Annotated in this window: 13 protein-coding genes; 9 read left to right on the top strand and 4 right to left on the bottom strand. The window is 49.0% G+C overall.

Translation table 11 applies throughout. The features are described from left to right. The first annotated feature begins 31 nt into the window (after positions 1-31). From atpD to H616_RS13910, 5 genes are all read left to right on the top strand, one after another. The gene (gene atpD / locus H616_RS0100795; RefSeq protein WP_027965652.1) at positions 32-1,408 is read left to right on the top strand and encodes a F0F1 ATP synthase subunit beta; all 1,377 of its coding nucleotides are present in this window, start codon (positions 32-34) and stop codon (positions 1,406-1,408) included. 24 nt (positions 1,409-1,432) lie between these two features. Continuing rightward, positions 1,433-1,867, top strand: coding sequence for a F0F1 ATP synthase subunit epsilon (locus H616_RS0100790; protein WP_027965651.1), 435 nt, complete (start codon positions 1,433-1,435; stop codon positions 1,865-1,867). 114 nt (positions 1,868-1,981) lie between these two features. After that, entirely contained in the window at positions 1,982-3,352 is a 1,371-nt protein-coding gene (gene mgtE / locus H616_RS0100785) for a magnesium transporter (protein WP_027965650.1), read from the top strand. 39 nt (positions 3,353-3,391) lie between these two features. Then, positions 3,392-4,189: an undecaprenyl-diphosphate phosphatase gene (locus H616_RS0100780; RefSeq protein WP_027965649.1), complete on the top strand. Its 798-nt coding sequence runs from the start codon at positions 3,392-3,394 to the stop codon at positions 4,187-4,189. Positions 4,190-4,244: 55 nt separating this feature from the next. Continuing rightward, complete coding sequence (locus H616_RS13910; RefSeq protein ID WP_051233863.1) at positions 4,245-5,378, top strand: FAD:protein FMN transferase; 1,134 nt, start codon at positions 4,245-4,247, stop codon at positions 5,376-5,378. A gap of 51 nt (positions 5,379-5,429) precedes the next feature. On the opposite strand, the gene H616_RS0100770 is transcribed toward H616_RS13910, so the two are convergent. From H616_RS0100770 to H616_RS13905, 4 genes are all read right to left on the bottom strand, one after another. Then, a complete protein-coding gene (locus H616_RS0100770) occupies positions 5,430-7,076 on the bottom strand; it encodes a CapA family protein (RefSeq protein ID WP_027965648.1) in 1,647 nt (548 codons plus the stop codon). A gap of 69 nt (positions 7,077-7,145) precedes the next feature. Continuing rightward, the gene (locus H616_RS0100765; protein WP_027965647.1) at positions 7,146-8,234 is read right to left on the bottom strand and encodes a M14 family metallopeptidase; all 1,089 of its coding nucleotides are present in this window, start codon (positions 8,232-8,234) and stop codon (positions 7,146-7,148) included. 45 nt (positions 8,235-8,279) lie between these two features. Further along, complete coding sequence (locus tag H616_RS0100760) at positions 8,280-9,527, bottom strand: MFS transporter (protein ID WP_205619049.1); 1,248 nt, start codon at positions 9,525-9,527, stop codon at positions 8,280-8,282. An 89-nt stretch (positions 9,528-9,616) separates the two neighbouring features. Then, the gene (locus H616_RS13905; protein ID WP_051233861.1) at positions 9,617-11,479 is read right to left on the bottom strand and encodes a DUF1302 domain-containing protein; all 1,863 of its coding nucleotides are present in this window, start codon (positions 11,477-11,479) and stop codon (positions 9,617-9,619) included. A gap of 280 nt (positions 11,480-11,759) precedes the next feature. On the opposite strand from H616_RS13905, the gene H616_RS0100750 reads away from it, so the two are divergent. The 4 genes from H616_RS0100750 to H616_RS0100730 all read left to right on the top strand — a co-directional run bounded on the left by H616_RS0100750 (position 11,760) and on the right by H616_RS0100730 (position 18,562). Continuing rightward, a complete protein-coding gene (locus tag H616_RS0100750) occupies positions 11,760-12,851 on the top strand; it encodes a GlxA family transcriptional regulator (protein WP_027965645.1) in 1,092 nt (363 codons plus the stop codon). 227 nt (positions 12,852-13,078) lie between these two features. Beyond that, a complete protein-coding gene (gene glmU, locus H616_RS0100745) occupies positions 13,079-14,446 on the top strand; it encodes a bifunctional UDP-N-acetylglucosamine diphosphorylase/glucosamine-1-phosphate N-acetyltransferase GlmU (RefSeq protein ID WP_027965644.1) in 1,368 nt (455 codons plus the stop codon). 25 nt (positions 14,447-14,471) lie between these two features. After that, positions 14,472-16,307 carry a glutamine--fructose-6-phosphate transaminase (isomerizing) gene (gene glmS / locus H616_RS0100740; protein ID WP_027965643.1) on the top strand — a complete coding sequence of 612 codons (1,836 nt, stop codon included), beginning with the start codon at positions 14,472-14,474 and terminating at the stop codon, positions 16,305-16,307. A 911-nt stretch (positions 16,308-17,218) separates the two neighbouring features. After that, complete coding sequence (locus H616_RS0100730) at positions 17,219-18,562, top strand: sodium-dependent transporter (protein ID WP_027965641.1); 1,344 nt, start codon at positions 17,219-17,221, stop codon at positions 18,560-18,562. Positions 18,563-18,635: the final 73 nt, after the last annotated feature.

The raw sequence follows: 18,635 nt of genomic DNA, 5'->3' as shown, positions 1-18,635 counted from the left end.
TTTCATTTGCAGGTTTTAGAGAGGAACCAAGATGAGCGGACGTATCGTACAAATCATCGGTGCGGTGATTGACGTAGAGTTTCCGCGGGACAATGTGCCCAAGGTCTACGACGCGCTGACGGTCTCGGGTGCCGAGACAGTTCTTGAAGTCCAGCAGCAGCTGGGTGACGGTGTGGTGCGAACTATCGCCATGGGCTCTACAGAAGGGCTCAAGCGCGGTATGGAAAGCGCCAACACAGGTAGTGCTATTTCTGTTCCCGTGGGTGAAGAAACCCTGGGTCGCATCATGAACGTGCTCGGTGAGCCGATTGATGAAGCTGGCCCGATCGGTGAGAAAGAACGCATGCCGATCCACCGCAAAGCTCCTGGCTATGCGGATCAGGCAAGCAGCAACGAGTTGCTGGAAACTGGTATCAAGGTTATCGATCTGGTTTGCCCGTTTGCTAAAGGCGGTAAAGTGGGTCTGTTTGGTGGTGCTGGTGTAGGTAAGACCGTCAACATGATGGAGCTTATCCGTAACATCGCTACTGAGCACAGTGGTTATTCGGTCTTTGCCGGTGTGGGTGAGCGTACTCGTGAAGGTAACGACTTCTATCACGAGATGGAAGAGTCCAACGTTCTCGACAAAGTTGCCTTGGTTTACGGCCAGATGAACGAGCCTCCCGGTAACCGTCTGCGGGTCGCACTGACCGGCCTGACGATCGCTGAGAAGTTCCGTGATGAAGGGCGTGACGTACTGCTGTTCGTTGATAACATTTACCGTTATACCCTGGCGGGTACTGAAGTATCGGCTCTGCTGGGTCGTATGCCTTCTGCGGTGGGTTACCAGCCAACACTGGCTGAAGAAATGGGTGTCCTGCAGGAACGTATCACCTCCACTAAGGATGGCTCGATTACCTCCATCCAGGCCGTTTACGTACCTGCGGATGACTTGACTGATCCGTCGCCAGCGACCACCTTCTCGCACCTGGACGCTACCGTGGTATTGGCGCGTTCGATTGCTGAGCTAGGTATCTATCCGGCGATCGATCCGCTGGACTCCACTTCACGTCAGCTGGATCCACTGGTCATTGGTCAGGAACATTACGATACAGCGCGTGGCGTGCAGGGTGTACTGCAACGTTACAAGGAGCTCAAAGATATTATCGCGATTCTGGGCATGGATGAGCTGTCTGATGAAGACAAGCTATCTGTTGCACGGGCGCGTAAGATTCAGCGCTTCTTGTCACAGCCGTTCTTCGTGGCCGAGGTATTTACCGGCTCGCCCGGCAAGTACGTGTCTCTGAAAGAAACCATCCGTGGTTTCCAAGGCATTCTCGACGGCGAATACGACGACATGCCGGAACAGGCCTTCTACATGGTCGGCACTATCGACGAAGCTGTCGAAAAAGCCAACCAAATGAAGTAATCCCTCCACTTGGGAGACGTCATCATGACGAAAAGCTTCAGATGCGAGATCGTCAGCGCCGAGGCGTCGATCTATTCAGGAGATGCCGCAGAAGTGGTGGCTACAGGCGTCATGGGGGATCTTGGGATCCTGCCTGGCCACACGCCACTACTGACTGAGTTGGCACCTGGTCCGGTGCGTGTCGTGCATGAAGGTGGTGAGGAATCTCACTTCTACGTTACTGGCGGGTTTCTGGAAGTACAGCCTCGTGTAGTCACTGTACTGGCATCTACTGCGGTTCAGGCTGAAGACCTGGACCAGGCAGCTGCCGAAGAAGCGCGTCAGCACGCACTGCAGATGATGAACGACAAGTCCGCGGAGCTGGACTATACGCGTGCTGCTGCCGAGTTGTCCGAAGCAGTAGCACGGTTGCGGACTATTCAACAGTTGCGCCGCAAGTCGGGTGACAGTCGAGGCTAATCGGGCCTGACTGTATGTCTGACCGTATGAGAAAAGGCGCCCTCTAGCAAAAAATTGCTAGGGGGCGTTTTTCTATTATCAGCAGGTTATGATGCCAACATTGGAGGGCATTGCATGCTACTCGATGAAAACCTGAATCATCATATGAAGGAATTGCTTGAGGCGCTGGAGCAGAACGATCAGGCGACTCTTGAGCAAAATCTGAAAGAGCTTCGTGCTGCTGATATTGCCGAGATACTGGCTTCTCTCGTCGATAACGACGCTGTGCCTTACTCACGTTCGTTGCTGGCGCGTTTGCCACTTGATCGGCGAGCCAGTGTGCTTGGTCATATGCATAACGAAGAGCAGCTGGCGTTGATTGGCGGCATGGAAGATGAAGGGCTGCTGGCACTGCTGGAAGAAATGGGCTCTGACGAACGGGCAGATCTCTATAAAGCCCTTGATGAAGGGCGGCGTGAAGCATTGCTACGGCGCATGGCTCACCAGGAGCGTGAAGAAGTTAAGCGTTTGGCCAGTTATGATGAAGGTACCGCCGGCGCTTTAATGACAGCAGGTTATGTGGCAATTCCCACTGGTATAACGGTATCACAAGCAATGATGCGGGTGCGTCAAACAGCACCCGATGCGGAGACGGTATATCAGTTATATATTGTGGATCCGAGTGGTGAGCTTGTAGGTACCATGTCGCTGCGCATGCTGATGGTGGCAAGCCCCGCCATGCAGGTTGATGAGCTAATGATTCGCGATGTTATCCACACCCATGCCAATACACCGCAGGAAGACGTGGCACGTATTGTTGCCCGCTATGACCTGTTGGCTTTACCCGTAGTGGATGACGCTGGGCGGCTGGTAGGGATTATTACCCATGATGATGCGCTGGATGTCATGGAGATCGAAGCGACTGAAGATATCCACAAGGGGATGTCTATCGGTGCGCTGGATGATGGGATTGGCCGCGTTTCTTTGGCTAGCCTGTATAAAAAGCGTGTGACCTGGCTGGTATTGCTGGTGTTTGGCAATCTGTTTTCTGGCGCTGGGTTAGCGTATTTTGAAGATATGATTGCAGCGCATGTGGCACTAGTATTCTTTTTGCCATTGCTGATCGGAAGTGGCGGTAATGCGGGTGCTCAAGCAGCAACGTTGATGGTCCGCGGAATGGCTACCGGTGAAGTGGGCGTGAAAGACTGGGGTAAGCTATTGAGCCGCGAGCTGTTGGTGGCGGGCGCTTTAGGCCTGACCATGGCGCTGGCGGTATCACCAATAGCTTACCTACGTGCTGGAGATGCGTTGGCAGTGGTTATTGCGCTGAGTATGGTAAGTATTGTGTTATTTGGCAGTTTGCTGGGTATGTGCTTGCCCTTTGTATTGGATCGCCTTGGTTGGGATCCTGCTACTGCTTCGGCACCACTAGTGACGACACTGATTGATGCTACTGGTGTCATCATATACTTCAGCATTGCTGTGATGATTCTGGATATCGCCTGACAGGCTTACCCAGCCATTTAACTTACTTTCAGGATTCCTATGGACTGGCTACACGCTGTCCTGCTGGCTTTCGTACAGGGACTCACCGAGTTCTTGCCGGTTTCCAGTTCGGCGCATTTGATTCTGATACCCGTTTTTACCGACTGGCCCGACCAAGGCTTGGCCTTTGACGTGGCGCTGCATCTTGGAAGCCTAGGCGCAGTGGTTGCGTATTTTCGGCATGAATTGGTTGCTATGACTTGCAGTTGGAGCCGTAGCGTTCGTGGTAAAGGCACAGATGATGATGCACGCTTGGCATGGTGGGTGATTGTGGCCACGCTACCGGTCTGTTTGATGGGGCTGATGTTTCAAGATGTTATTGAAACTCAACTTCGCTCGCCGTTGATCTTGGCGTTCGGGCTGATCGTTTTTGGTTTGCTGCTGGGTTATGCCGACTGGCGCTATCGCGGTCAAAGAAGTGAAGTCAGCATGAACTGGAAAGATGCCCTGTGGATAGGTTTGGCTCAGGCGTTAGCATTGATTCCTGGCACGTCGCGTTCCGGTATTACCATGACTGCTGCGTTATTACTGGGGTTTAATCGGGAGGCGGCGGCCCGTTTTTCGTTTTTGTTATCAATCCCGGTCATTGTGTTGGCTGGCGGCATGCAAATTTATCAGCTAACTGTTTCAGCCGTGGCGGTAGATTGGTCTGCTATGGCTGTGGGAGTGATAAGTTCTGCTATCAGTGCCTATCTGTGTATTCACTTTTTTTTAGTGTTTATTCGGCGTATTGGTATGCAGCCTTTTGTCATTTATCGGTTGCTGCTGGGCGCAGCGCTGATCTGGCTATACGGCTAAGCGTGCGGAGCTTTTCTGAAACGCCTCAACTGTTTACTTCGACCAGGGGGTCGTCATGCTGTCGCATCAACGCCAAGCATTACGGGTAGCATTGTTTCGTTTACCGGTGGTCTTGCTATTACTGTTTTTTTTAGTTGCCTGCTCAGAAAATGATCGACCGCTGGAGTCACCTGTCACCCTGCAGGGAGACATTTTTGGTACCTACTATCAGGTAACCGTGGCAGATGCGTTGACCCAAGGCCAGGCCAAAGAACTTGAAAAAGGTTTTGTGGCAGAACTGGATGCTATTGATGCTTCCATGTCGACTTGGAAAGAAGACTCTGAGTTATCGCGCTTTAATCGTGTGCCAGTGGGGGAATGGCAGACGCTTTCAGCACCACTGATGGAAGTGATGGATATTTCGCAGCGTGTATCCGATGCCAGTCATGGTGCCTTCGATGTCACCGTTGGCAAGCTGGTTAATTTATGGAGTTTTGGTCCCGAGGCTCGGCCTAAAAAAGTACCAAGCAATGCGTTAATTGCCGAACGTTTAGATGCGGTAGGCATGCAGCACCTAGAGCTGGATAACAGCGAGCTTAAGGCGCGTCGTCTGAAGGATATTCAGGTGGACCTGTCTGGTGTGGCGAAAGGTTATGCCACAGACCGGGTGGCGGCTTATCTTAGTGAACAGGGCTATGAACACTACTTGGTTAACCTGGGCGGTGAAATTAAAGTCAGAGGGTATCGTGACGCTGAATCAGAGCATTGGCGGATTGGTGTCGAAGTGCCGGTGAATGGGCAGCCCACAGCAGAGCAGATATTGCCATTGGAAAATATCTCAGTGGCGACATCAGGTGATTATCGTAATTATTTTGAACAAAACGGCCAGCGTTATTCACATACCATTGACCCACGAGATGGGCAGCCAATTCATCATCGCATGGCTTCGGTAACGATAGTCCATGACGCCAATGCAGAAGCAGATGCTTGGGCGACTGCTATGTCGGTACTGGGGGAACGTGAAGGGCTTGAGGCAGCAATACGCGAGAATATTGCCGTGTTGATGCTGGTGCGAGAAGACGGTCATTGGCAATCATTGGTTAGCCCGGCTTTTGCCGAGTACTTTGGTGAAGCGCTGATAAACGACATGAATGCGCGCATCGTAGGACAGGTAAAGCAGGATCTACCCCCTAATGACCCCGCAGAGTAAACGTGAGTGAGTGGGAAGCGATTTGATCCCGCCTTTTATATAAGCTAACTGCTAATACCTACTGAGACGGGAAAGCGGAGCGAGAATGCCGTTCCATACGTTGTTTTTCAGATGTGGCAGTTGGCTTATTTCCAGCTTGCTCAGGTTATACTTATCCGGATTTTTTATAACGTTATCAAATTTAACGATTCGACAATCGTAGCCTCCTTCTTCACGTTGAGCATTAATAAGGTAGATAGGTAGGGTTTGAAGGTTTGCTAAGTAGCAGCCTTTCTCTTCATCGCTGTTTTTTTTGATATCAAATTTTATGGTATACGCAAGCTTTGAGTTGCGGCTTTCCGGGTGGTAACTGACGAAATCTCCGAGTGCATAGACTACCAGTGCATCTTGCTTATTTTTCCTGGGGATAAGCTCTGCTGGCTGGCTGACATGGGCGTGATTGCCAATAATGGTATCAACACCACATTTAACTACCTTGTTAGCGGCTTCCCTGATGTTTTTATGAGGGTACATTTCAAACTCCCATCCCCAGTGACAGTAGGCGATAATCCAGTCAGCACCTTTCACCTTTGCTGCTACTACCTGTTGTTTAATAAGCGAGTAATCAGGTTTAGGATTGGTATCATTAAAACGGATGACATTAACTAGGTAAGGCATCTCATCAGGAATATCTTCTTCGTAGCCATTTAGGTCGAAGGTGTACGCTAGCATGGCAATTTTGATGCCATTTTTTTCTATTATGGTAAACCCATCTCGTTCTTTCCCTTCTTTAGCGTTACTTTTAGTCGTTCCGGAATAGTCAGCACCTGAGTTTTTTAGTATTGCTAGTGTTTCATCAACACCGCTGACACCCCAGTCCATCGCATGGTTGGTAGCTGTGCTGAAGTAGTTTATCTTGGCTTCATCACGGAATTTATGAAACATAGCTTTTGATGTATTCATTTTTGCGGGTTTGCCAAAGTCTTGAGTTCGCCCTAGATCCTTACTTTCATCGACGGTGGATTCTAAGTTAGCGCTAACAATATCGGCGTTGCTGTAAAAGTCTTTTATTTCATCAAATAAATGCGTTGTATTCTCTGGTGTTAGTATGTCCACTGCCAGCAAATCACCGGCACATGAAATACAGACGGATGAAGTAGAGTTGTTTTTTTTATCATATGGAAGGTTAAGGGTTTGAGATGATAATATTTCCTCTATTTCTGAGTTTTTCTCTGCAGTTTCTAATTGATTAAACCAATAACGGTAAAGCCATTTTAGTTTTTGGAAAGAGTTACCTGAAATGTTATACATGCCGGTTTCAGGCTGAGGGTAGTGAAACTCTTCGTAGAAAATATAGCTCACTAACAATATGGTGAGTCTAGCGAGAGAGAGTGAACTTATCGTTTCACCAAGTGGTGGTGGGTTGGCTGCAAAGCGAGGGTCGTTATATATAACCTCAATGATATTGTCCCCGCGTATTGTTCCAGGTTGCTCTAACAGTGATTGCGCCATGGCTAGGACATTTATTGGTCTCGTGTTTGCTACCCAGCCAGACAGTGCTTGGATATTTTTTGCCTCCTTAGCAGAAATTGTTTCAGTCATATGTAACTTGCCGTTTGCTACATCGCTAAGTATATTTATTATCTCATTCTCATGACTATCTAGACGGTTTTTGATGGACATAAGTATGTCTTTGATACCTTGGATGTAGGCACTCATCATATATACCTTTTTTCTTGAGTATGCGAGATAGGGGATATGCTATCTACGTTATTTTTGAGTATGCTTTTAATGATTTTTTTTGAGAAGGCCGCGTTGGGTTAGTTCTATCACCTCTCTGGCCTGTTCTAAAACCTGCTGTTTCCACGTATTAGTATCGATGTAGAATGCATCGCGTAGTTGACGTTTGATTTTTAATCGTAGGGCATCGTCAGTATTGGGGTGATTCTGCAACCATTGGTCGGCACGCAGAGCCTTGAGAACCGTTGGGCCGGGTTTTGTGCCATACTCTAAGGTCAATCCGTTGTATTCAGCCTGTGAACACTCCTCCATCACAGCTAAATCCAGGGTGCCGTTAAGTACAGTCGATGAAGACGTGCCGTCCGTATTAGTTGTTACTTTTTCTCCCCACCAGTGGCGTGCCCGTGCAATATCATCTGGATTATTGCGTCCTTTATAAATGCGCTCTCCTATACCACAAGGACCAAGTCCTGTATGAATATCGATCCAGCCAATGCGTTGACACTGTCTTCCCAAGCGCTGGATGATTTGACGCACTTGGTGGTTGCTCCATGTAGGCTCTTTGCCTGCAAAAAACAGCCCATCAGGGTGGCTATGCTGGCCCCGGGAAATGGCTGTTTGTAGCGCTTTAGTACCATGACGTAGGGCATAGCTTGCCAACCCAAGTGTACTGAATAACGTCGGGGGTTGGCGTTGTGGCAGTAGTAGTGATGCGATGGAACGGTAGTCGGGGTTATCTGGTAATGGGTGGTTGAAGTTAATGAAGTTACGGTTGAGGTCAACGTTATCTTCGTTAACTCGGCGTAGCCAAGAAAACCCATAAGGATTAATTGCATGTAAAAAAAGTACAGCTAAATCCTGGTTCTGGCAGCGTTCTATCCACTCATTATTACGCAAATGGTCTATTTGAATAGCTGATCCACAGAAACCTTCAACGCCATGAACGCCACTGCTTAATACCATTAAGTTAGACGCTGATGGTGGCCCTAAGAGTGCTACATCAAGAGCTAATTTCTCACCCTCGCTACCTAGTAATGGGTGATAGTGAGACTTAACATTTAGGCTGGCATCGGCGCAAGCCTTAAGGAAATTTTTCCGGGCAACTTTATAGCTTTGTGAGAAGCTGGATACGTCCATCAAGAGGTTCCTACTGATAAAGAGATATAGGCTGGTATCACGTGATTACGCCTGGCTGGTAGATGGTAATTCGATAGCAGAAGACGGCTTGTCATTAAGCTCTTGGCGACTGCGTTCTGGGTCGATCAGTAAAAGCCCAGCTAAAGTTGAAACCAGAAGTACGATGCCGAATAAACCAATGGCCATTTCAAACCCCGCTGCTAGATTTCCGTTCTGCCAGGTAATTGCGCGGCCGACGACAAGTGGGGCAAGCATTCCGGAGCTGGTGAGCAGGGCAATATGAATAGCGAGCATACTGGCACGTTGCTGAGCAGGGACAATGAAAGCGACAATGCTATAACCAAAGGCTGATAGTAAGTTAAGCAGGATGCTTCCAGTGAGAAATAACCCAAGCGTTATGGCTAGGTTAGTTGCTGTAAAGCCCATAGTGATATAAGCGGCAGCAGCAATTAGGCAAGCCACTAGTGGCGGAATAACCATTGCATGACGCACACTGGCACCGCGCTTCAAGGCGCGTTGAGATAAGCTCGATACAATAAGGTTGATTAAAATAACTCCTAAAGTAGTGGCTAACACTAAATAACCAGACTGCATTGGCGTCATACCTAAGCCATTCTGAAGGTAAGTGGGCAACCAACTATAGAGAAGTGCGTTAGGGAGGTAGCTACAGAAAGCGACTAAAGTGATGCATAAAAAAGTACGGTTTAGCAGTAGTTGGCGATAAGGTAAAGCGTGTGTGTTTGTACCATTAGGGTCGGCTACATCATCATGTTTTCCTTCAAGGCTATACCGTTGCCATAGCACCAGCCAAATGAGTCCGATGGCGGCAATAATAAAGTACCCTGTTCGCCAACCGTACTGCTCAATGACTGGAGGCAATGCAATAGCGCCAGCAATGGCACCAAGCATAATGGCTACCTGAATGAGGGCTGCAGGTAACACGCGTTCGCGAGGTACGTACCATTTGAAGCAGGCATGCTGAGTTACTGCTGTACTTGGTCCACAGCCGATTCCTAAGAGCATTCTGCTGGCAAGAAGGCTGAAAAAGCTGGTAGATACCGCAGCAAGCAACTGGGCAGACATGGAAATGACCGACATTCCGGTCAGTATCCAACGGCTTGGCATATGATTGGCAAGAAACCCTACAACGATGCCAGAAATTGAGTAGAGGAAGAAAAAAGCGCTACTTATTAAACCGAACTGCTCAGGAGTGAGCGCCAGTTCATCTATAATCTGAGGGCCTGCAAATGCAAAAACAGTTTTTTCCACTACGGTAATAATGACTACCATCATTAGCAGTGCGACCACCAGAGGGCGTCGTCTATCGGAAATAGGGTTCATTAGTAAGATGGCCTTTTATTGAGTATCCTTTAATAGTAGTGCTAGAAGCGAACACCGATACTAGCTTGGTACATGCTTCTATCTGCTATGAGGTTATAATCTCCGCCACCTATCTTTAAATAGCTGACATCAAAAATATAATTTTTATTAAATACTCCTTCTATACCAAAAATAGCGCCATATCGTCCTTCGGAAAAAACATTATCATAAGAATAGCCTTTAATATCGTACCCTAATGATAGTGATGGAGTTAAATTAAGCCCTGGTACGATACTGGTGTATTCGCTGGCCAGCTTGAACCGCGTTCCCCAAGAAAATGGTGTCACAAAACCTTTGACAGCACATTTTGCGGCAGAACCAGTGCAAGGTGCGTAGCTATCATGAGCCGCGGTACCAAAGCCGGGCCTTCCATAGCGTCGCTCATCGGTGCTGGGCAGGTCATGCACATATTTCATTCCAACTTCTGCCGATACTTTTGCTTCTCCTCCTAAGATATTTCCGAGAGGATGGCTAGCGCCTAAGTTTAATTGGCTAACACTAAAGCGGTCGTAGCCTGGTGCAACATACCCCGTTGGTGTGTTTGCTAGATAGCCTAGAGGGCCACTACCGCTTAGTAGACCGGTAATAAAGTCTGATCCATTCCAAGCCACGGGCTGGTTTGGGCGAAGGCTATATTCGGCATAAATTCCTGTGCCAGCGGGAAGCCGAGTTTTGAAGTTAACAGCGTACATGTCTATATCAGTAGGGAAGGCTCGCGTATATATAGCCGCAATTCCAGTTGGTGTTGCCTGACCTACGTTGGCAGCTGCAGGTGTCAGTATTCCAGGACCAATACGCGTGACATGAGTCAGAGGGTTCCTGCTAGTATAATTAGTGTAATAAAATCCAAAAAGTCCGACATCCTCCCATAAATAATGCAGCCCTATTCCAAATTGATTATCATTAGGATGATGATCTTTACCGCGTGTAACATAGTCTAGAGGATTGGCGATAGATTGCCCATCAGTTGTACGAATTCGTTGACTCTTTAGTGCGCTTAGAACACTCCCGTTAAGGGTGATTTTATCGCAGCCGGGTTGTGCATAATCACTGGTTGATAGAAAAGTTCCACACCCTGGTAGGACATCAGGATTAAAATCAAACTGGGTAAAAGCATCAACCTTTAAGTTATCAGTTAGGGATAATTCAGCATAAACTGATGGCATGGCAATAGTGCGGGCTTCGGCAATTGAGCTGGATCTGCGCATAGAGGCAATGTCAAATGCATTGACGGTATGCAGGCCACCTGGAATGGTAGTAGGTGTTTTCCAAGGAATAGAAAGGTTGCCTAATCTGACGTGAAGGTCATGCCCTGCAGGCTTAAAGTCGCCGTATACATAAGCATCGTTAATCACCGCATTGGAAAAGCGCCCCAAAGGGACAAACCCATCATCACTTAGAGGAGCTCCTGAGTGATAGTTATTATTTACACTACCATGATGAACACCTTCATGTTTTTGCGTATAGTCGTACCAGCCTTTTGCGCTAATCAGAAGCCCAACGTTATTTTGGCTTAGGTCAGCTTGTAAATAGGCGTCTGCCGATGTTGAGACGGCATCCCCACGCCTATAATTAAGGTTGCCATCATTAACAATGTTCATGCTATTCTGTGGACTTGTTAGGCGTTTGCTAGGGTTGTTTGCACGTCGAATGGTCCCTATGGAAAGTGCCCCTTTTACATTTAATCGAGTATTTCCTTTTTGCCATTCAATTCCCTCTCCTAGCCCTGATTCAAGGTCGCCAAAAACAAGCTCTCCAGCCGTGACTGGTGCTACTACCCCTAGACTAAAAAAAGAAGAGGTTAGACAGGCAAAAACGGGGTTTTTGACGGTTTTTTTCCATAGGTTGTTGCTCTTCTGTTTCACTGGTTTTTACCTTTTTAATATTTGTATTATTTTTTTAGTCTAGCTTTTAAATAGTTATCTTTGTAATGCAGATGTCGACATCAATAGAGCTGATATCGCCAATCAGCAGACGTAAAGATAAAATATTCACCAAAAAAATATATTTTTTTGGTTTTTTTAGATTTATTTTGGTGTTTAAGCCGATGGTTTTCTATTTTTTGGACGTTGTTTGAGGTGAGAAAATTTCGTAAGGTTAGTGTTTATATCGCCAAAAATAAAGCCAATGTAGACAGGTAAAATTATGAGTGTCCGTATCGACTTGCTTCACGGTCCACAAAGTTTGGATGGAACATTGTTTAGCGTCATCGATATTTTACGTTTATTTAATAACCTTTGGCAGCTACGAAATCCAGATAAGCGGGGCGCTTTTTTTTATTGGCGTCTTATTGATGCAAAAGGTAATGAGTTACCCATTCCGACGTGGTTATCAACTATGGAGCCACCCCCCAGGAGTCGTAAAGCTTTTCCTCCTTCTCAAACTGCTCTCTTTGTGCCAGGCGTACAGATGAAGAGCGTGCCAGATATGAATCGTGTGCTTGATGAATGTCGTGCCGAGGTAAACTGTATTGCACGCTATCATTCCCAAGGTCGTGTAATTGCCGCTAGCTTCAATGGGGCAGTGATGCTGGCCCGTGCGGGAGTTCTGGATGATCGACGAGCAACAGTAACTTGGATGATTGCGAATTGGTTTTCATCTCACTTTCCTAAAGTGAAATTGGCTATGGAGGGCCCAGTGGTTGCCGATGGATCGATATATACGTCTGGCACACCCGCTGGCGCGTTCGATTTAATGATTGAATTAATTCGTCATTTCGCAGGGGAAGAGTTGGCACAAACTGCTAGTAATGGGTTACTTTATCAGCCGTTAAAATTTGCGCACACTAGTCTTCATGCTACTGATATTTCTATTAAAACTAGGGATAGTGTTGTCTTCAGAGCCAAGCATTGGTTGCTACAGAATATACAAGCGCCGTACAGCCTGGAGCGGGTCGCTGAAGCAGTAGCTGTTAGTCCACGTACTTTATTACGCCACTTTAAAGAGATTGAGGCAATGACGCCTCTTGATTATTTGCATCAGCTTCGTGTTGAGCGAGCGAAGCAGTTGTTGGAAGTGACTAACATTGGGTTGACCGAGGTCATGGAATACTGTGGTTATCAAGACGCCAGTGCTTTTCGGCGCCTTTTTCGGCGTGCCACGGACGTTACCCCATCGGAATATCGGCGTCGATATACGATGCGTATATCCCGCCGTTGGTGGCGAGCCGATGAGTCTAGTGCCGATGATCTGATTAAAGATTTAGACATTGATCCTGCAGAAAAATTAACGCGTTAATTTTCTAGCCAGGTAGTGTTTTCCAACGGTTAGTCCTGTTGCATGGCATATTCAGCTTTTGTTCATGCCTCGATGCTGGCGCATATGTTTAACTCGGGCACCAGTTTAGAGTTGGAGCTGCCCTCTAGCGACGTCGTAGAATAAATTCGCGTAAAATGAGCCGCAGAAAGTGGGGTCACCCAGCCCAGCTCACAGATAAATCAATGGCAATTCGCCAAGGAGAAAACATGAGTCTTGATGTAGTAATCCTTGCCGCTGGCAAAGGCACGCGTATGCGTTCTGCACTACCTAAGGTGCTGCATCGGCTGGCGGGTAAGCCAATGGTGCGTCATGTGATTGATACAGCGGCTGGGCTAAATGCCGAACGAACTCATGTTGTGGTGGGACATGGAGCGGACCAGGTACGCAATAGTTTAGCGGAATGTGGGGTAGGTTTTGCGGTTCAAGCGGAACAGAAGGGCACTGGGCATGCTGTTGCTCAGGCGTTAGAGGCGCTTAGCGAAGGTCGTGTGTTAGTGCTTTATGGTGATGTCCCGTTGATTCGTCGTGAGACATTGCACCAGTTGCTTGAGCCAGTGGATGAGCAGCACATTGGTTTGCTCACCGTTACGTTGGAGAATCCCGCAGGCTATGGCCGCATTGTGCGCGATGCCGCTGGTAATGCGGTAGCCATCGTGGAGCAAAAAGATGCGAATGATGATCAGCTGACGATTCGCGAATGCAATACCGGCATTATGGCGATGACCGCAGCACAGCTGCGTCGCTGGTTGCCTGAGTTGTCAGCAGAAAATGCCCAAGGTGAATACTACCTGACAGATATTATCGCTATGGCTGCTGCCGAAGGTGTGAAAGTGGTCACCGCTCAGCCAGAGCGTGCCGTTGAGGTGGAAGGTGTGAACGATCGTGCTCAGATGGCGCGACTTGAGCGTGCCTATCAAAACGATATTGCCGAAACCTTGATGTCACAAGGTGTGGCCTTACTCGACCCATCACGCATTGATGTGCGCGGTAGCCTGACCTGTGGCTCGGACGTGGAAATTGATGTGGGCTGTGTATTTGAAGGTGATGTAGAGATTGGTGAGGGCGTGCGCATAGGCCCTAACTGTGTGATACGCGACAGCTATATCGGTGCGGCGAGTGTGATCGAAGCGCATAGCGTGTTAGAAGGTGCTGTTGTGGCGGGCCATAACCGCATTGGCCCCTTTGCCCGTCTGCGTCCTGGTTCACGGTTAGCGGTTGGTGCACGTATTGGCAATTTCGTTGAAACCAAAAATGCTGAACTGGGTGAGGGCAGCAAAATCAATCACCTGAGTTATGTTGGTGATGCTCGCCTGGGTCGCAACGTTAATATTGGTGCTGGCACGATTACCTGTAATTACGATGGGGCTTACAAGCACCTGACGGAAATCGGTGATAACGCCTTTATCGGTTCAAACACCGCCTTGGTTGCCCCGTTGAGCATCGGTCGGGAGGCAACGGTTGGTGCTGGCTCTACTCTGACTCGAGATGTTGCCGATAACGCGCTTGCTGTCAGCCGTGGGCGTCAGGTCAGCAAAGACAACTGGCAGCGTCCGGTAAAGAGCCAGACCCGCTAACAAAAGAATAGCTAAGGAGATCGCCATGTGTGGGATTGTTGGTGCCGTTGCACGGCGTAATGTACAAGGTATTTTGCTCGAAGGGCTCAAACGGCTTGAGTACCGCGGTTATGACTCTGCCGGAATGGCAGTGCGTGACAGTGAAGGAACGCTTCGCCAAGTTCGTGCTCTTGGTAAAGTTGCCGCGCTTGAAGACAAGCTAGAAGCACAGCCGGCGCCTGGCCATAGCGGTATTGCCCACACCCGTTGGGCCACGCATGGGCGGCCCAGTGAAGCTAATGCCCACCCCCATCTTTCTGGGGAGCGACTGGCTGTGGTGCATAACGGCATCATCGAGAATCATGAAGCGCTGCGTGCTGAGCTTGAGCCTCAGGGTTATGTATTTCACTCAGAAACCGATACAGAAGTCGTTGCTCACCTGCTGGGTAGCGAAACAGCCAATGGCGGCGACTTGCTCAGCCGTTTCAAACAGGTGTTAACGCGACTACACGGCGCTTATGCGCTAGCTGTTATGGATGCCGATTCACCCGATGAAATTGTTGCTGCTCGTGAAGGTAGCCCACTGGTGGTTGGCGTTGGTATCGAAGAGGCATTTTTGGCCTCTGATCCGCTGGCGCTGCTACAGGTAACGGATCGCTTTATCTATCTAGAAGAAGGTGATCTGGTACGGCTGTCTCACGGGGGAAAAATCGAAGTATTTAGCGCTGATGGCACGCCGGTTGAGCGGCCGGTACAGGTGTTTGAGCACGGCGATGGCGTGGCCAGTAAGGGCGAGTATCGCCACTTCATGCTCAAGGAAATTTACGAGCAGCCTAAAGTTATCGCTCAGACGCTAGAAGGTCGGTTAGCTGAAGATCATGTGCTGATTGAAAGCTTTGGCCCCGATGCTGAAGCGCTGTTCTCGCAAGCGAAGCAGATCTGCATTGTGGCATGCGGCACCAGTTATCATGCGGGGATGGTGGCCCGTTACTGGTTAGAGCGTTACGCCGGCGTGCCGGTGCAGGTCGAGGTAGCGTCTGAGTACCGTTATCGTAAAGTTGTGGTAACGCCAGATACGCTCTTCGTCACGTTGTCTCAATCGGGTGAGACCGCCGATACCCTAGCCGCACTGCGCTTCGCCAAGAAACAGGGCTACTTGGGTAGTTTGGCGATCTGTAACGTGCCGGGCAGTTCATTGGTGCGCGAGTCAGACCTTTCCTTGATGACCTTGGCTGGGCCAGAAATCGGTGTGGCATCGACTAAGGCATTTACTACTCAACTGACGGCGATGTTGCTGTTTACTTTAGCCATGGCCAGGGTGCGTGGTGAAAACCCCGCTCAGCAGGCCAGCTTAGTTGCGGCACTCAGAGGCTTGCCGGAAAAAACGGCCCGCGTGCTTGCGCTAGATACCGCTATTGAAAAACTGTCCATCGCTTTTGCCGAAAAACACCATGCACTGTTTCTGGGACGTGGCGCACAGTTTCCGGTGGCGTTGGAAGGTGCTCTCAAGCTTAAAGAGATCTCTTATATTCACGCTGAAGCTTATCCAGCCGGTGAGCTGAAACATGGTCCGCTGGCACTAGTTGATAGCGATATGCCAGTGATTTCGGTGGCACCCAACGACGAGCTACTAGACAAGTTGAAGTCTAATCTGCAAGAAGTTAGCGCCCGTGGTGGTGAGCTGTTTGTGTTTGCTGATGAAGGGGTTGGCATGACGGATGCCGATGGTATTACTGTGCTGCACCTGCCTGAATCGGCAGACGCCATTGCTCCAATACTTCACACCTTGCCGCTGCAGTTGCTCTCTTACCACGTCGCCGTACTTAAAGGCACCGACGTAGATCAGCCACGCAATCTAGCGAAGTCAGTGACGGTAGAATAACGTCCGCTCTGTTTTTTCGTCCGCTGGGCCGATAGTCATCTACTGACGTTCTTGGCTCAGCGGACGGCAAGCGTTGCATGCCTCTGTAACTCGAAGATATGCACTGTGCATCAGTGCCATGATTGAGTGGCCGGAATGATTTGGCTTATTGGTATGGACGACGAAAGAGTAAAAAGTGGTAGTCTCAAGTGGTGGTATGTGTCCTTTGCGTGGCTGAAGGCGAAATCATCAGCCTTACTGATGAGCTATCAACCACTAAATCTGCATACCCAAAAGTTAAAGCTCTGGATTCAAAAGAGTGTTCTTCTGATGACTGTCCATTTTGTCGGTACTTCACCTGACAAATGGTATTCAGAGCTTATACGTCTCTGTTTGTGAATAACTGATATCAGTAATGGAGTTGTAGTGGATTCAGTTATGGTATTTAGCAAAGAAAAAACGTTATCGGGTATGGTGTAGTAAAAATGTAAGGAAAAGACAGAAGCCCCGTAGTACGTGATATAGATAACGTTTAGACGGATTCTTTATCGGGTCGAGCTTAGCGATGGACGCATTGAGCGTGATAAAAACACGCCTTGAATACAGTGATTTTTCCTGTGGATAACTTAGGGGAAAACCTCTGTTTTTTTGTGTATGGAGTGGGGGGTTACATAGTGCCGCGGCGTCGGCCACATGGCCTATGCATGGTATGAGATATCCGTCATAGTCGGTTTTACGGTTTCGTAACCATCATTCTTCTAGTTTTCGCATGGTAGTTATCACATCGTGATCACTTCTTTTGGGGGACTCTGGTCATCCTTCCAGGGATCAGATAGATTTGTGATCATCAAGGCATTGTTTCAGCGTAATTTGCGAGTTTCATTGCCTTAAACAGTTATCAACAATCAAAAATTCACAACAGTAGGCTTTTTATGTCGAAACTTCCTCATGCGCAGTGGTCATCTAAGATGACCTTCGTTCTTGCTGCCACTGGCTCGGCAGTAGGGTTGGGTAATATCTGGCGTTTTTCCTATCTGGTTGGTGACAGCGGCGGTGCCGCTTTCGTGCTGGTTTATCTGGCTTGTGTGGCGCTGGTGGGTCTACCTATTTTGGTGGCCGAGTGGATGATTGGCCGTCGTGGTCAAGCTAATCCCATTAACTCCATGCTCAAGCTAACTCAAGAGAATAAACGTTCCCCCTTGTGGGCGGTGGTCGGGCTCAGCGGTATTCTGGCGGCCTTTTTGATTCTGTCGTTTTACAGTGTCATCGGTGGCTGGTCGCTTAATTACACGCTGGAATCTGTGACCGGTACGTTCAATGGCCAAGGTGCGGAAGGGGTTGGCGCGTTCTTCAGTGGGCTGTTGGCCAGTCCGGTTACTTTGGCGATGTGGCATACCGCTTTCATGGTGTTGGTTATCCTGATTGTGGGTCGGGGGGTGACCAAAGGACTTGAAGGTGCTGTGAAAACGATGATGCCTGCGTTGGTGATCCTGATGCTGGTGCTGGTGGGTTATGGCATGACCACTGGGCATTTCGGTGAAGCGATGGCTTTCATGTTCAGCCCTGATTGGAGTGCACTGACTCGCGAAACCGTGTTAGCTGCCATGGGGCAGGCGTTTTTCACCCTGTCGCTGGGTATGGGCATCATGCTGGCCTATGGCTCCTATCTGGGTGAAGACGTTAATTTGATCGGTACGGCTCGCACGGTAATCCTGCTGGATACCGCTATCGCTCTGCTTGCGGGTATTGCGATTTTCCCGATTGTCTTCGCCAATGGCCTGAGCCCCGGTGAAGGTCCTGGTTTGATCTTTGTCACCTTGCCGGTTGCCTTCGGTAACATGGCAGGCGGCACCTTGCTAGGCCTGATTTTCTTTTTGTTGCTAACGTTCGCGGCGTTGACGTCGGCCATCTCGTTGCTCGAGCCTACGGTGGAAATGTTGGAGGAGCGTACGCCGCTATCTCGAGTTGGCGCTACGCTGGTCGGTGGTGTTGCTGTCTGGGCATTAGGACTGGCTGCGCTAATGTCGTTTAACGTTTGGGATGATGTGCTGTTCTTCGGCCTTAACATCTTTGACTTGCTGGATACCGTTACGGCCAAGTTCATGCTGCCGCTGACTGGGCTGGGTGCTATCTTGTTTGTTGCCTGGCGTTTGAGCCGCGAGAGCGTATCCCAGGAGCTGGGTCTTTCCGGTGGTGCTGAAACTGTGTGGCTGTTCGTCGCCCGTTTTGTGGCACCGGTTGGTGTGATCGTGGTGTTTGTTAATAGCCTGTTATAAGTACTGGTGTTGAAAAATCGCTGTACTGAAGCCCCGCAAATAGCGGGGCTTCTTTATTCCTGGGGTGTCTTGC

Source organism: Halomonas halocynthiae DSM 14573 (genome assembly GCF_000425725.1).
GTDB classification, from domain to species: Bacteria; Pseudomonadota; Gammaproteobacteria; order Pseudomonadales; family Halomonadaceae; genus Halomonas; species Halomonas halocynthiae.
The sequence above is the reverse complement of the archived record's forward strand: the minus strand, read 5'-3'. Positions and strand labels throughout refer to the sequence as shown.

Coding starts and splice junctions, on each gene's coding strand:
- H616_RS0100770 (WP_027965648.1), bottom strand. CDS start 7,076: ATGAGTGCCTACATCCAAGGTATCAAAGACATACTTATGTCCATCAAA.
- H616_RS0100765 (WP_027965647.1), bottom strand. CDS start 8,234: ATGGACGTATCCAGCTTCTCACAAAGCTATAAAGTTGCCCGGAAAAAT.
- glmU (WP_027965644.1), top strand. CDS start 13,079: ATGAGTCTTGATGTAGTAATCCTTGCCGCTGGCAAAGGCACGCGTATG.
- H616_RS0100760 (WP_205619049.1), bottom strand. CDS start 9,527: ATGATGGTAGTCATTATTACCGTAGTGGAAAAAACTGTTTTTGCATTT.
- H616_RS13910 (WP_051233863.1), top strand. CDS start 4,245: ATGCTGTCGCATCAACGCCAAGCATTACGGGTAGCATTGTTTCGTTTA.
- H616_RS0100730 (WP_027965641.1), top strand. CDS start 17,219: ATGTCGAAACTTCCTCATGCGCAGTGGTCATCTAAGATGACCTTCGTT.
- mgtE (WP_027965650.1), top strand. CDS start 1,982: ATGCTACTCGATGAAAACCTGAATCATCATATGAAGGAATTGCTTGAG.
- H616_RS0100750 (WP_027965645.1), top strand. CDS start 11,760: ATGAGTGTCCGTATCGACTTGCTTCACGGTCCACAAAGTTTGGATGGA.
- H616_RS0100780 (WP_027965649.1), top strand. CDS start 3,392: ATGGACTGGCTACACGCTGTCCTGCTGGCTTTCGTACAGGGACTCACC.
- glmS (WP_027965643.1), top strand. CDS start 14,472: ATGTGTGGGATTGTTGGTGCCGTTGCACGGCGTAATGTACAAGGTATT.
- atpD (WP_027965652.1), top strand. CDS start 32: ATGAGCGGACGTATCGTACAAATCATCGGTGCGGTGATTGACGTAGAG.
- H616_RS0100790 (WP_027965651.1), top strand. CDS start 1,433: ATGACGAAAAGCTTCAGATGCGAGATCGTCAGCGCCGAGGCGTCGATC.